This is a genomic window from Promicromonospora vindobonensis, assembly GCF_042685865.1.
Taxonomy (GTDB): Bacteria; Actinomycetota; Actinomycetes; order Actinomycetales; family Cellulomonadaceae; genus Promicromonospora; species Promicromonospora vindobonensis.
Map to the genome: position 1 here is coordinate 1,519,757 of NZ_JBHUOG010000001.1, position 13,923 is coordinate 1,533,679.

A 13,923-nucleotide genomic window follows, 5' to 3' on the forward strand; every position below is an offset into this window, starting at 1 on the left:
AGCCTACCGGCGGCCGCGGCCCTTCCTCTGGCCGAAGCTGGAGACCTTCGACCCCACCGGGAGCACCTGGTGCGGGTCGAGCGTCTTGGGCACCCCCGAGAGGAACACGGAGAACACCGGCGGTGTGCGCTGCGTGAGCTGGAGATTGCCGCCGTCTGCCGCCACGAGGTCCTTGGCCAGGGCGAGCCCGAGGCCTGTCCCCGCGCCGGACGTGACGCCGCGCTCGAAGATCTTGCCCTGCATGTCCTCGGGCACACCTGCTCCCTCGTCCATGACCTCGATGGCCATGGCGCCCCGCTGCCCCTCGCGGATCCGCAGCGTGGTGGTCCCTGCGCCGTGCTTGAGCGAGTTCTCCAGCAGCGTGGAGAGCACCTGGGCGAGTGCACCCGGCGTCGCCAGGACGCGGGCACCGCCCGAGCTCTCGACGTTCAGGTGCCGGTCCGCCCGCTCGAACGACTCACGCCACTCCTCCTCCTGCTGGAGGAAGACGACCGCGACGTCGACCGACTCCGTGGTGCCGCCCTGGGCGCGCCGCGAGCGGGAGAGCAGGTCGTCGACCACACCGACCAGCCGCTCCACCTGCTCGAGCGAGATCCGGGCCTCCTCCTGCACGTCCGGCTCGCTGGAGGTGAGGGTGATCTCCTCCAGGCGCATCGTGAGCGCGGTGAGCGGCGTCCGGAGCTGGTGGGACGCGTCGGACGTGAACTGTCTCTCCACGGCGAGCCGCGCCGCGAGCCGGTCGGAGCTTCGCGCCAGCTCGGCCGCGACGAGGTCGATCTCCTCCACGCCGGACGGGTCCAGCCGTGGGCGCACCTGTCCCGCGCCGAGCTGTTCGGCCGACGCGGCCAGGTACACGAAGGGTTGCGCCAGCCGGTTCGCCTGCCAGGCGGCCGTGACGGCGCCGGCGGCGAACGCGCCGACGCTGCCGAACACGACGAGCACCACGACGTTGATCGCCTTGATGTACGCGGGCCAGGCCGATACGGAGACCAGCACGCCCATGACCGGCTGCGCCTCGGAGATGAGACCCCGCTCGATCGTGGCGCCGGTGACGGGTTCGCCCGAGACCAGCTGCTCGCCGTTGGGCTGGTTCACCGTCACGTACGCGACGATGTCCGTGTCCTGTGGCTGCACGGCTCGGTCGAGGACCGACTGGTCGACGAAACCGGCCTCGGCGGCAGATCGGTTGCGTTCGTAGGAGTTGACGGAAGAAGCCAGGAGGTCCTGCACCCGGGTCTCTACTCGCTGGACTTCCTGGCCGTAGATGTACCGGGCACCGAAGATAGCGAGCGGGATGCCCAGGAGCAGGACGGCGACCGCAACCGCGGCGATCGTCGCCTGCAGCACGCGGGCGCGCATCTGGCTAGCTCGCCCCGATCTCGAAGCGGAAACCGAGGCCGCGCACGGTCGAGACGTAGCGCGGTGCGTTGGCGTCGTCGCCGAGCTTGCGGCGCAGCCAGGACACGTGCATGTCCAGCGTCTTGGTGGAGCCGACCGGGTCGGAGCCCCAGACATCGCGCATCAGCGTGTCCCGGACGACCACGGAGCCGGCGTTCTGCACGAGGACGCGCAGCAGGTCGAACTCCTTGGTGGTCAGGTGCAGCTCGCGGTCACCCTGGAAGGCGCGGTGCGCGGAGACGTCGACGCGGACGTCCTGTGCGTGCAGCTCCTCCTCCTCGCCGGTCTCGCCGTGCGAGCGACGCAGGAGTGCCCGCACCCGCGCGAGCAGCTCGGCCAGGCGGAAGGGCTTGGTGACGTAGTCGTCGGCGCCTGCGTCGAGGCCCACGACAAGGTCCACCTCGTCGGCGCGGGCGGTCAGCACGAGCACGGGCACGGTGAGGCCGTTGGCCCTGATCTCGCGCGCGACATCGAGCCCGTCCATGTCGGGAAGGCCCAGGTCCAGAACGACGATGTCCGCACCGGTCGAGCTCTCGATCGCACCTTTGCCGGTTCCTTGCACGACGACGTCGTATCCCTCACGGGAGAGCGCTCGTGCCAACGGCTCGGCAATGGCCGGGTCGTCCTCGGCTAGGAGTACGTGAGTCATTTCGCCATCGTAGGGCATAACCGACGCTCTGGCGCTACCCGGGCACCCACGGGTCGGCCACCTCACCGAATCCTTTCGGTAGAGGGTGCCACGGCGCAAGTGCTACCACGGTATGACGCGCCCGCGCAACGGTTCGACCTACTCTGACCTGCATGGGTTGGTACGAGCGGTGCGCACAGTGGTCGGAGCGGTACCGGTTCCTCATGGACCTCGCTCTGACGGTGCTGTGCAGCCTGATCGTGGTGGTGACCGCGGGGGACGCGGGCCCTTACTACCTCACCCCCGTCGAGGCCGCCCTGATCTCGGCCGCGGTGGTCGCGCCACTCGCCTGGTGCCGCACCCGCCCGGTCGCCTCGTGCATTGCCGTCTTCGTGGTGTGCATGGTGCACATGATCGTGTTCACCGTCCCCGTGCTGCTGCCGGCCGACCTGGCTGTGTTGGTATCGATGTACTGCGTCACGGTCTACGGACCCCGTTGGGCCTACCTGATGGCGTGCGGGATGGCCGTGGCCGGCCCGCTCACCCTGGGTGCGTTGATGTGGCTCCAGAACGGGCCCTACACAGCCGATCCTGCCCCGACCATCGGCACGGTCGTGATGGTCATGACCTTGTTGGCCTGCTCGTTCGCGTTCGGCCTCGTACGCCGGTCCCGACGCACGATGCTCGTGGCCATGCGTGAGCGTGCCGAGCGCCTCGAGATCGAGCGCGACCAGCAGGCGCAGATCGCCACCGCCGCCGAGCGGTCGCGCATCGCACGCGAGATGCACGACATCGTGGCCCACTCCTTGTCGGTGGTCATCGCGCAGGCCGACGGCGGCCGGTATGCCGCGGCCGCCGACCCGGCGGCGGCCCAGCGCTCCCTCGGCACCATCGCCGAGACGGGCCGCGCTGCCCTCGCCGACATGCGGCGACTGCTCGGGGTGCTGCGCGAGGACCAGCCGGGTGCTCCCACGCCGCTCGGCCTCGTCGCGCCGGACGGCGGCTCGGCGCAGCCGCGCCGCCCCGCACCGGGCCAGAGCCAGGCACCGGGTACCGGTCGGGTCGGAACGACGGGCCCAGGTGCGGCAGGGGCCGCCCGGGCAGCAGGTGCCCCGGGGGCCGGCGCGACGGCGGTGGGCGGCTCCGCTCCGCTGCGCCCACAGCCCGACGCGGCGGACATCGGGCAGCTGGTCCAGCAGGCCCGCGACGACGGCCTGCGGGTGTCGTGGGCCCGCGTCGGCATCGAGCGGCGTCTGCCGCCGGGCGTGGGTCTCACCCTGTTCCGGGTCTGCCAGGAGTCGCTCACCAACGTGCGCAAGCACGCAGGCCCACGACCCGCCGTCACCATCCTGCTGCGCTGGGGCGAGGAAGAGGTGGAGCTGCGGGTGGAGGACGACGGCCGCGGCCTGGCGGCCGACGGCTCCCCTGGTCCCGACGAACCGCCGCCCACCGCCGGCTACGGGCTGCTCGGCATGCGGGAGCGGGCCGAGATGTTCGGCGGCACGCTCACCGCCGGGCCACGCCGCGGCGGCGGATTCTCCGTGCGATTCGTCGTGCCCATCCCGCGAGCGGCCGCCCATGTCCCCGCTCCGGTCCCCGATGCGGTCCCAGACGCTCGGCCCGACGCCGAGCCCGATGTCCGGCCGGACGACATACCCGACCGCGCCACCGATGCCGAGGCGGACCACTCCCCCGCTGCCGGGACCCCCGACACACCACCCGAACCGCGTGCCGGCCACGCGGTCCCGAACGACACACGAGGAGCACGATGACCTACGCCCCCGGAGGGGTCGACCGACCGGTGCGCGTCGCGCTCGTCGACGACCAGCCGCTCGTCCGCGCGGGCCTGCGCATGGTGATCGACTCCCAGCCGGACCTGGAGGTCGTGGTCGAGGCCGACGACGGTCGCGACGCGCTGCGCCGGCTGGCCGCCACGGTGTCCGACGTCGTGCTGATGGACGTGCGCATGCCCGCGATGGACGGCCTGACCGCCACCCGGGCGCTCCTGGCCGACGGCGCCGCCGCCGCGGCGGGCGACCCCCGCGTCGTCGTGCTGACCACGTTCGACCTGGACGAGTACGTGCTCGACGCGATCCGGGCCGGAGCCAGCGGCTTTCTGCTCAAGGATGCCCAGCCGGAGGAGCTGCTGACGGCCATCCGTACCGTGCATCAGGGCGACGCGGTGATCGCGCCGTCGTCCACACGGCGGCTGATGGAGCGCCTGGTCACGGCCCTGCCGCCCGAGAAGGCCGCTGGACCCCAGGAGGCCCTCGCCGCCCTGACGACCCGCGAGCGCGAGGTGCTCGTGCTCATGGCGCGCGGGCGGTCCAACACCGAGATCGCGTCGGACCTGTTCGTCGCCGAGGCGACGGTCAAGACGCACGTGGGGCGCATCCTGTCGAAGCTGAACGCCCGCGACCGCGTGCAGGCCGTGGTGACGGCGTACGAGACGGGCCTGGTCCGCCCGAACTCCTGATCCCTCCTCGTCGACTACTCCGCGGCGAGCGCCGCCACGGGGTGGGTGCGCACGGCGGCCCGCGCCGGTGCGACGGAGGCGACGAGACCTGCCACGAGCGCGATGCCGAGGACCACGGCGATCTCGGCCCACGGGACCACGAGCGACACGTCGCCGATGGAGGTCAGGACGCTGATCGCTCCGGCCCAGCCGTACAGCAGGCCGAGGACGATGCCGAGCACGGCGCCCACCCCGGCGATGAGCATCCCCTCGATGGCGAGCATGGTCCGCAGCTGCGCCTTGGAGAGCCCGATCGCCCGCAGCATCGCGCTCTCCCTGGTCCGCTCGATGACGGACAGCGAAAGGGTGTTGGCCACGCCGATCAGCGCGATCACCACCGCGACGGCGAGCAGCCCGACCACGAGAGCCAGAATCATGTCGATGACCTGCTGGATGCTCTCCCGTTCGGCGACGGCGCCGCCGACGTTCACGACCTCGTCCGTCGTCGAGACCGCGTCCTGCACCGCCGTGATCACGGCCCCCACGTCCTGCCCGGCGGAGACGCCTGCCCAGAGCTGGTTGGGCCGCAGGTCGGGGTGGATGCCCGCGAGATCATGGGACACGATGAACGCGGTCCCGTACGTCAGGTCGCCCGTCACGACGTCGAGCGTCGTGGTCCCGCCGGGCCCGTCGAGCACGATCTCGTCGAGACCGTCGACCTCCTGGTTCTGTGCGAGCGACTCCGGGACGACGAGCGTGCCGGGTCGCAGGTCGCCCAGCGCGTCCGGATCGTTCACGACGGCGCGCAGCTCGTCAGGAGCCGCCGCGACGACGTCGATCGTCGGCCAAGTCCCGTCGGGCGTCTCCACGCTCGCCGCGGTCACCTGGGCGACGGCTCGGAGCTCCTCGACATCGGCCACCGCGTCGGCGACGGCCGGCGGCATCGCGGCCTGCTGGCCGTCGTCGTCGGACGTCGTGGTCGAGACCTGGATGTCGACCGGGTACATCGAGTCCAGCTCGTTGTCCATGGTCGCGCGTGCCGTCGCGGCACCGGTCGTCATCATGCCGACGAGGGTGACGCCGATCAGGAGCGCGGTCGCCGTCGCCGCCGTCCGCCGGGGGTTGCGCAGGGTGTTCGCGGTCGCGAGCCGGGCCGACGGGCCCGTCATGCCCGCGAGCCTGCCGATGCCCGACGTGACCTTCGGCAGCCAGAAGACCGAGCCGATGATGACGCCGATCAGGGAGAGGCAGCCGCCGCCGACCACGGCCGCCATCGGGAGCGTCGGATCGGCGCCGCCACCCTGGACCGCGAGCCAGACGCCCACGGCGACCGCCGCGAACCCACCAAGGGTGGTGAGGGCGGCGAACACGGCGCGGACGCGTCCGGCGCCCTTGCCAAAGGTCGGGGCGTCGGCCGGCCGCAGCGCGGCAAGCGGTGCCACCCTGGCCGCGGAGAGCGCCGGGGCGAGGGCGGACGCGAGGGTCACGACGATGCCGACGGCGAGCGGTGCGATGAATACCGGCGCGCTCAGGTCGACGGTCTCCGGCAGCGTCACCTCGAGGTCGAAGGCCGGCGCGATCATGAGCCCGGCCTGGACCAGTGCCGTGCCACCGACGATCCCGGCGAGGGAGGCGAGGGCGCCGAGGATCGCTGCCTCGAGGAGCACGCTGCGGTAGAGCTGGCCGGTGGTGGCCCCGACGCAGCGCAGGAGCGCCAGGGTGCGGGAGCGCTGTGCGACGAGCACCTGGAACGTGTTCGCGATGACGAGCCCCGCGACGACCAGGGCGACGGCGGCGAAGGCAAGGACGAACACGAGGTAGACGACGTCGGTCCCGCCCGACATCTGCGCCACCACCTTCGTGGCGTACTCCTCGGTGGCCGTCACGTCGCTCGCCGCGGGGACGGCCTCCGTGAGGGCGGCCTCGACCGCCGCTGCGTCGGCCGAGTCCTCGAGCGCGACCATGATCGCGCTGGTGGTCGGCTGCCGGCCGGGCTCGGTCCCGTCGGCGAGCCGCTCAGCGATCGCGGACTGCGTCAGGACCCCCGCCCCGCCCCCGGGGTAGGCACGGAAGGGGTCGTCCACGAACCCGGTCACGGTCAGCTTCTCGACGGCCTGCTCGCCGTCGTAGCCCTCGCTGCCGTCCTCGTACGTGGTGGGCTCGTCGTCCAGGACCCACCGGGACGAGGCGACGACGTCGCCGAGCCCGACCCCGAGACGCTCCGCGACATCCGGCGGGAGCGCGATCTCGTCGTTCGCCGCCGGCCAGGCACCGTCGGTCAGCTCGAGCGCTGCGAGGCGCTCGTCCGACGCCACGCCGATGAGCTGCTGCCACACCGACTTCCCCGCGTTGTTGAGCTCGGTGAACTGGGGCACCTGCGGGTCCGCCGCGGCGACACCGTCGACCCCCCTGGTCGCCTCGAGGTCGGCGGGGGTCAGCGACTCGTCGCCGAAGACCACCAGCTCCGCGTCGGCGAACGTCGCAGTGACCTGGTTGTTCGTGATGTCGGTGATCAGGCTTCCGGTCAGCAGCGTGGCCGCGACGAACGCCGTACCGATGGCGATGGCGACGCCGGCCGACGCGAGGCGACCCGCGCTGCGGCGCATCTGCGCGAGCGTGAGACGCGCAGCAGGCATGGAGGTGGCCATCAGGCACCCGCCCCGGACCGGCGCGTCGTGACCTCGGGCTCGAGGGTGCGGAGGGCGTCGAGGCCGGCCATGGCGGACTCGGGGGTGGGGTCGCTGATGTCGCCGGCGATGCGGCCGTCGGCGATCAGGACGGCGCGGTCGGCATACGCGGCGGCGGAGGGGTCGTGGGTGACCATGATGATGGTGCGGCCGAGCTCGCGGACGGAGCGGCGCAGGAAGGACAGGACCTCGGCCCCGGAGCGGGAGTCGAGGTTGCCGGTGGGTTCGTCGGCGAACACGACGTCGGGCTGGGCGATCAGGGCGCGGGCGATCGCGACGCGCTGCTGCTGTCCGCCGGAGAGCTCTCCGGGGCGGTGGGTCAGGCGGCCGCCGAGGCCGAGGGTCTCCACGAGGGTGTTCAGCCAGGCCTTGTCGACGGTGCCGCCGGCGAGCTCGACGGGCAGGGTGATGTTCTGCTCGGCCGTGAACATGGGCAGGAGGTTGAACTGCTGGAACACGAACCCGACGCGGTCGCGGCGGAGCCGGGTCAGGGCCTTGTCGTTCAGGCCGGTGATCTCCGTGGTCCCGAGGAAGGCTTGTCCGCTGGTGGCGGAGTCCAGGCCGGCCAGGAGGTGCATCAGGGTCGACTTGCCGGATCCGGAGGGGCCCATGATCGCGGTGAAGCGGCTCTGCTCGAAGTCGACGTCCACGCCGTCCAGGGCCCGCACGGTGGCCTCACCCTTGCCATACGTCTTCGTCAGGGAACGGGCCCGTACGGCGCGGGCGGCGCCGCCCGGCGCAGGGGCCGGCTGGTCCGCCGGGACGTACACGGTGGTGTCCACGAGATTGCTCCTCGAGTCGTCGCTGCTGCTGAGTCCTGCCGGCGAGCCACCGGCGGCGGCTCGCACCGGGCGGCGTCGGCGAAGGTTCGCCGACGCCGCCGGAAGTGGTCCGGCGTTCCCGGGTGTGACCCGGTACGGCCGGCAGAGACGAACCTACGGAGCGGGATGCCGTCTGGACATCGGGTGTCAGCCTGATCCTTTCCGGACGGTGTCATCCCCTGGTCGTACGTCCGGGCGCCCCGAGTAGGGGCACACCCTCAGGGGTCGTGCCACGCGGAGCACGACGCCGGGCCTGTGGACGCTGCGATCGTGCACAGGGACCTCGCCGCGAGACCCTGACCCTGCCCGTGCACGACGAGGCTGGGTGCATGACCCGACCCCCGTCGTCCGACGGCGCAGTGCGCGTGACCCTGCACCCCGGCGAGGACCTGCTCCTCCGCCCGGGCACCCGGCTGGCCGACCTGCGCGCGCCGCTCGCGACGCTCACCCGGCGCCCGGAGCTCCGGTACGCCACGCTCACCGTCGACGGCGCGCCCGTGACCGACGACCGGGTGGCCGGCGAGCGCCCCCTGCTGCCCGGCGCCGTCCTCCGGGTGCGGCGGCCGGGCCGGCCGGTGGCCGAGCCCGCACCGGGCCCTGGGCTCCGGTCCGCCGCCACCATGCCCTGGCTCGTCGCCCGGGTCACCGGGCCCGACGCCGGGGCCGTGATCGGTGCCGACGGGCCCCTGGCCGCACTCAGGACCTGGACTCGGCTGCGGCAGGGCGGACGGCTCACGGTCCGCAGGACACGCGGCCCAGCGGCGTGGCTCGCACCCCCTCCCGCCACCCCGCACGGCGGCGTTGTTCCCTGGACGCTCACCCTGCTCCCCGCTGCCGCATCGCTCGCCCTCGCCGCAACGCTTCGCCAGCCGCTCCTGGCGGTGTTTGCGCTGGTAGGCCTGGTTGTGGCGCTGCCACAACTCCGCGCTGCCCGGCAGCGGGCGACGGCCGACGGGCCCGCACAGGTCCGGTCGCGCGGGCTATCGGGGCCCGGCAGCCTGCTGGCCTTCGCGCATGCAGCGCTCCACGTCTCGCCGGGCGCCTGGGCGGCGGCGCAGGAGGCCCATGCCGCCACGCGTTCCCCCGGCTCGCCTGGCGCCTCGCGCGCCGCCCCCGGCGCGGAGGTGTGCCTCCTGACCGCACCTCGCGACGACCCCTGGGAGCAGCTGCTGCACGATGGCTCCGTCGCCGTGCTCGGGCCGGCCGGCCTCGCCCGCTCGGTCGCCCGTGCGCTCGTCGCCGGGCGCGCGGCACGCGGCGCGGAGGTGCGGGTCGGCCGTGACACACCGGGCTGGTCCTGGGTGCGCTGGCTGCCCGGGGGCGGTCCGCTCGTCCTGGTGCTGGACCGAACGGCGGGCCCAGGGCACGCCGGCCCGCACGCCGCCGACCTCGTGGTGTCCGTCGGCGCGGTCCCGGCCGGGTGCCGCGCGGTCGCGCGCGTCCTGGACGCCCGTCGGGTCCGGATCACGGGCCCCGACGGAACGGCGCGCACCGTGCCCCTCGTCGGTGTCTCCGCCGAGTGGGCGGAGCACCTGGCCCGCCTGCTCGCCGGCGCCGCCGGGCTCGGCCGGACCGCCACCGGGGACGAGCGCGGCGCCCAGCTCCCGGCCGTCGTCCCCCTGACCAGGGCGCACGGCTTCACCGAGGTACCGGTGCCAGGGGCGCTCGCAGGGCGCTGGTCGCGCTCCGCCGGCTGGGCGGTGCCGCTCGGCGTCGGAGCCGACGGCGCGCCCGTGTGCCTCGACCTGGTCCGCGACGGGCCGCACCTGCTCGTCGCGGGCACCACCGGGTCGGGCAAGTCGGAGCTGCTGCAGACGCTCGTGCTCGGGCTCGCGCTGACCCGGTCCCCCGCCGACCTGGCCCTGGTGCTGGTGGACTTCAAGGGCGGCGCGAGCCTCGGCGTCTGCCCCCGCCTGCCGCACGTGGTGGGCCAGGTCACCGACCTCGAGCCCGGGCTAGCCGCGCGAGCGCTCGCAGGGCTGCGAGCGGAGCTGCGCCGTCGCGAACGGGTCCTCGCCGCCCATGCCGTGCCCGACGTCGCCCTGCTGCCTCCCGGAACGCTGCCCCGGCTCGTGGTGGTGATCGACGAGTTCCGTGCCCTGGCCGACGACCTGCCCGAGTTCCTGCCCGCCCTGCTCCGGGTCGCGGCACAGGGGCGGTCGCTCGGCGTGCACCTCGTGCTCGCCACGCAGCGCCCCGGTGGAGCCGTCGGGCCGGACCTGCGGGCGAACGTCAGCGCGCGCCTCGCGCTGCGCGTCACCGACCCGTTGGAGTCGCGCGACGTGCTCGACGACCCCGCGGCCGCCCGCATCCCGCTCACGTCGCCGGGCAGGGCGGTGCTGCGCCTGGGCTCGGCGCCGCCGGTGCCGCTGCAGTGCGCGCATGCCACGGCGCCGCCCGAGGCCGAGATGCCCCTCGTGCGCCGCGCGCCCGCCGGCCCCGCGCACCCCGGCGGCGCCGGCACCCCCGGCGGCGAGCCGACGGTGGCCGGCACCACGCCCGGTCCCCGTGCGGGTTCGTCGGGCGGTCCGCCAGATCCTGGGCTGCCCGACGTCGCCACGCTCGTCGTCGATGCGGCCCGTCGCGCGGCGGCCGCGCTGGGACACGTACCGGGTGCTCCACCGTGGCTACCGCAGCTCCCCCGACGGGCCGGCGTCGCGGACCTGCCACCCGCCACCCGGCGGGACCGCGCCGGGCTCGTCCTCGCCCTCGGCGACGACCCGGAGCGGCAGCGCCGCACGACCGTCACGTGGGACCCGGGAGATGGTCACCTCGCGGTCGTCGGACGGGCTCGTTCCGGGCGCACCACCGCGCTGGTCACCCTCGCGCTGGCCGCGTTGCGGCTCGGCTGGGCGGTGCACGGGATCACCCGCGACCCCGCTGCGCTGGCGCCACTGGCCCACCACCCCTGCTACGGCGGGACGGTCCGCCCGGACGACACCGAGGCGGTGGGCCGGCTGCTCGCCGACGTCGGTGCGACCGACCGGCAGAGCACCGGGTCGGACACCGCAGCGGACACCGGCGCCGGGCGCTGGGCCGGGCACGCCGGCGAGGTCCGCACGCTGGTGCTCGTCGACGGTGCCGAGGAGGTCCGCGTAACCGTGCCGCCCGCCGCGCTGCGGTCTGCGGTCGCGTTCGCGCTCTCGGCCGACGCCCCGTCGATGGGCGGCCTGGCGTCGCGGGTCGGGCCCCGCCTGGTGCTGCTCGGCACCGACCGTGCTGCCGACGTCGTGCTCGGGGCGCCGGTCGCGCTCGCCGGTTCGGGTGGCCCGCCGGGCCGGGCCGCGTGGTGCGGCAGGGGTGATCCGGTGCTCTGCCAGGTCCTGGAGCCCGAGCTCAGTCCTCGGAGCCGGTCCCCGACGTCGCCGCGGTGACCGAGGGCGTCATGAGCAGGGCGCCGACGGCGACCGCGATCACGAGGGCCGCCCAGCCGCCCGCCACGGCGATCCCCGTGCCGCTGCCGATCGCCGCGACGGACCCGATGATCTGAAAGAGCTGCCAGGTCACGATGGGTCCGCGACCCGAACGACGGCCGGCCAGAAGTGCTCGACCGGACACCACGAGAACCCAGGCGACTCCCAGGAGGAAGAGAACCAGAAAGAGGCTCACCCCGACCGATGAGGAACCGCCCGTAAGGAGTTCGCCAAGTAACACCACGGCGAAAGCAACGAGTCCGATCACCTCGACCAGGACGCCGATCACGAGGGCACGAAGAAACGCCGGGACACGGCGCGCGAAAAAGGCTTCCAGTACTGGCACGACGGACTAGGATACTGGTGAGAGGCCTATTCACAATAGTGTGACGGATACCTCAGGGTTCACTGTGCAGAAACTTGCCCGTAACCCCTTGTGCGAGTGTTCACGAGCGTGTGAACCTAGACGCAGCAATCCACCACACCCCCGAACAAACCCCCGTCGGTCGCCGCCTGGCGCACAGGGATCGGAAAAACGATCCATAACCAGACCTGTGCGCCCCAGACGCACGACGACGATGCTCCCACCTGGCGAGCCGGACGGCGGGTAGTTCCTTCCAAGGAGTACGTGACCATGGACTGGCGCCACCGCGCAGCATGCCTCGAAGAGGATCCCGAGCTGTTTTTCCCGATCGGCAACACGGGCCCCGCCCTGCTGCAGATCGAAGAGGCCAAGGCAGTGTGCCGTCGCTGCGACGTCGTCGATACCTGCCTCAAGTGGGCTATCGAGTCCGGCCAGGACGCCGGCGTCTGGGGCGGTATGAGCGAGGACGAGCGCCGTGCGCTCAAGCGCCGCACTGCGCGCGCTCGTCGCGCGGGCTGACCTCAGCACCACCCTTCTCCGCGAGCCGCGCCTGAGCACTCCCCCTTCGCCCAGGCGCGGCTCGCGTCATTCTTTCCGGCCACGCACCGGTGCACCCCGGTAACGTGCCCGAATACCGGCAATGGGCCTTCAGGGCAGCCGGCTCAGGACCGCGCCGAGTCCGCCACCCGCAGCACCAGCTGCAGTTCCACCTGGGTGCCTCCACCCTCGCGGGTCGACCATTCGATGGTTCCCCCGAGCTCGTTGGTGACGAGCGTCCGCACGATCTGCGTGCCGAGACCGCTGCCGGGCCCCCGCCCGCCGGCGCCGCCGTTCTCGGGCAGGCCCACGCCGTCGTCGGCCACCACCACCCGCAGGTCCGACTGCTGCCGCTCCACGCCGATCTCGATGGTGCCCACCGCGCGCCCGACGAACCCGTGCTCCACCGCGTTGGTGACCAGCTCGGTGAGCACGAGGGCGAGCGGCGTCGCGTCCTGCGCCGGCACCATGCCGAACGAGCCCGTGCGTACCGTCCGGACCGAGGTACCCGCTGAGGCGACGTCGGCCGTGAGGCGCAGCGCCCTGCCCACCATGTCGTCGAGCTCGACCTGCTCGTCCAGGGTCTGCGAGAGGCTCTCGTGCACGAGAGCTATGGTCGAGACCCGCCGCATGGCCTCCTCGAGCGCCTCCTTCGCGGCCGGCACGTCCATCCGTCGAGCCTGCAGCCGCAGCAGCGCCGCCACGGTCTGCAGGTTGTTCTTCACGCGGTGGTGGATCTCGCGGATCGTCGCGTCCTTGGTGATGAGCTCGCGCTCGCGCCGGCGCAGCTCCGACACGTCGCGGCACAGGAGCACGGCGCCGATGCGCTGGCCGCGGTCGGTCAGCGGCATCGCGCGCAGCGACAGCGACACCCCGTGCGCCTCGATGTCGGTACGCCAGGGCGCGCGGCCCATCACCACGAGCGGCAGCGACTCGTCGACCGGCTTGAGCTGTTCGACCATCTCCGCGGTCACCTCGACGAGCGACTGCCCCACGAGCGGGCCGATCACGCCGAGCCGGTGGAAGCACGACAGGGCGTTCGGGCTCGCGTACAGCACCTCGCCCTCCGAGTTGAGGCGGATGAGCCCGTCGCCGACGCGCGGGGCGCCACGCCGTGAGCCCGTCGCGGCGTTCGGCAGGGGGAACTCACCCCGCGGGATCATCGCCACGAGGTCGTCGGCGGCCTCGACGTAGTTCAGCTCCAGCCGCGACGGCGTGCGCCCCGACCCGAGATTGGTCTGCCGAGCGATCACGGCGACCGCCGTGTCCTTGTGGACCACGGGGATCGCCTCCTCCCGCACCGCGTACGCGCCGAACCAGCGCGGCTCCCTTGCGCGCTGCGCCTTGGCCTCCGCCATCGCCTTGGCGAGCTGCGGCCGCTGCCCCTCGGGTGCGAACGAGCCGACTATGTCGTCGTAGTGCACCGTCGCCCCCGTCGAGGGACGACACTGCGCGATGGCGACGAACCGGCCGTCGTCGGTGGGCAACCACAGCACCAGGTCCGCGAACGCCAGGTCCGATACCACCTGCCAGTCACCGACCAGAAGATGCAGCCACTCCACATCGGCCGGCTCGAGGTCGGCGTGCTCAAGGATCAGGTCACTCATCGCAGACACGCGC

The 13,923-nt window shown here is 73.2% G+C and carries 10 protein-coding genes; 4 read left to right on the forward strand and 6 right to left on the reverse strand.

Annotation, left to right across the window (positions count from 1 at the left end; translation table 11 throughout):
* Positions 1-3 precede the first annotated feature (3 nt).
* Positions 4-1,359, reverse strand: coding sequence for a sensor histidine kinase (locus ACFS27_RS06885; RefSeq protein ID WP_377181295.1), 1,356 nt, complete (start codon positions 1,357-1,359; stop codon positions 4-6).
* 4 nt (positions 1,360-1,363) lie between these two features.
* Entirely contained in the window at positions 1,364-2,047 is a 684-nt protein-coding gene (locus ACFS27_RS06890; protein ID WP_026366105.1) for a response regulator transcription factor, read from the reverse strand.
* Between the two features lie 152 nt (positions 2,048-2,199).
* Here ACFS27_RS06890 and ACFS27_RS06895 point away from each other — a divergent pair, with 152 nt between their 5' ends.
* Entirely contained in the window at positions 2,200-3,798 is a 1,599-nt protein-coding gene (locus ACFS27_RS06895; protein WP_377181297.1) for a sensor histidine kinase, read from the forward strand.
* The gene (locus ACFS27_RS06900) at positions 3,795-4,502 is read left to right on the forward strand and encodes a response regulator (RefSeq protein ID WP_377181299.1); all 708 of its coding nucleotides are present in this window, start codon (positions 3,795-3,797) and stop codon (positions 4,500-4,502) included. Before ACFS27_RS06895 ends, ACFS27_RS06900 begins: the two co-directional genes overlap by 4 nt.
* Before the next feature lie 14 nt (positions 4,503-4,516).
* On the opposite strand, the gene ACFS27_RS06905 is transcribed toward ACFS27_RS06900, so the two are convergent.
* Entirely contained in the window at positions 4,517-7,129 is a 2,613-nt protein-coding gene (locus tag ACFS27_RS06905) for an FtsX-like permease family protein (protein WP_377181301.1), read from the reverse strand.
* Positions 7,129-7,950: an ABC transporter ATP-binding protein gene (locus ACFS27_RS06910; protein WP_377181303.1), complete on the reverse strand. Its 822-nt coding sequence runs from the start codon at positions 7,948-7,950 to the stop codon at positions 7,129-7,131. The genes ACFS27_RS06905 and ACFS27_RS06910 overlap by 1 nt, the downstream gene beginning before the upstream one ends.
* A gap of 368 nt (positions 7,951-8,318) precedes the next feature.
* On the opposite strand from ACFS27_RS06910, the gene ACFS27_RS06915 reads away from it, so the two are divergent.
* Positions 8,319-11,363, forward strand: coding sequence for an FtsK/SpoIIIE domain-containing protein (locus ACFS27_RS06915; protein ID WP_377181305.1), 3,045 nt, complete (start codon positions 8,319-8,321; stop codon positions 11,361-11,363).
* Here the strand turns inward: ACFS27_RS06915 and ACFS27_RS06920 are convergent.
* Complete coding sequence (locus tag ACFS27_RS06920; RefSeq protein ID WP_377181308.1) at positions 11,326-11,496, reverse strand: hypothetical protein; 171 nt, start codon at positions 11,494-11,496, stop codon at positions 11,326-11,328. The genes ACFS27_RS06915 and ACFS27_RS06920 overlap by 38 nt on opposite strands.
* 540 nt (positions 11,497-12,036) lie before the next feature.
* On the opposite strand from ACFS27_RS06920, the gene ACFS27_RS06925 reads away from it, so the two are divergent.
* Positions 12,037-12,285 carry a WhiB family transcriptional regulator gene (locus tag ACFS27_RS06925; protein WP_026365970.1) on the forward strand — a complete coding sequence of 83 codons (249 nt, stop codon included), beginning with the start codon at positions 12,037-12,039 and terminating at the stop codon, positions 12,283-12,285.
* A 143-nt stretch (positions 12,286-12,428) separates the two neighbouring features.
* Here the strand turns inward: ACFS27_RS06925 and ACFS27_RS06930 are convergent, their stop codons facing one another.
* On the reverse strand, positions 12,429-13,910 hold the full coding sequence (locus tag ACFS27_RS06930; RefSeq protein WP_377183633.1) for a sensor histidine kinase: 1,482 nt from the start codon (positions 13,908-13,910) through the stop codon (positions 12,429-12,431).
* Positions 13,911-13,923: the final 13 nt, after the last annotated feature.

Bases quoted from the DNA above. Each gene is read 5' to 3' on its own strand.
- ACFS27_RS06885 (WP_377181295.1), bottom strand. From the start codon at position 1,359: ATGCGCGCCCGCGTGCTGCAGGCGACGATCGCCGCGGTTGCGGTCGCC.
- ACFS27_RS06890 (WP_026366105.1), bottom strand. From the start codon at position 2,047: ATGACTCACGTACTCCTAGCCGAGGACGACCCGGCCATTGCCGAGCCG.
- ACFS27_RS06895 (WP_377181297.1), top strand. From the start codon at position 2,200: ATGGGTTGGTACGAGCGGTGCGCACAGTGGTCGGAGCGGTACCGGTTC.
- ACFS27_RS06900 (WP_377181299.1), top strand. From the start codon at position 3,795: ATGACCTACGCCCCCGGAGGGGTCGACCGACCGGTGCGCGTCGCGCTC.
- ACFS27_RS06905 (WP_377181301.1), bottom strand. From the start codon at position 7,129: ATGGCCACCTCCATGCCTGCTGCGCGTCTCACGCTCGCGCAGATGCGC.
- ACFS27_RS06915 (WP_377181305.1), top strand. From the start codon at position 8,319: ATGACCCGACCCCCGTCGTCCGACGGCGCAGTGCGCGTGACCCTGCAC.
- ACFS27_RS06925 (WP_026365970.1), top strand. From the start codon at position 12,037: ATGGACTGGCGCCACCGCGCAGCATGCCTCGAAGAGGATCCCGAGCTG.
- ACFS27_RS06930 (WP_377183633.1), bottom strand. From the start codon at position 13,910: ATGAGTGACCTGATCCTTGAGCACGCCGACCTCGAGCCGGCCGATGTG.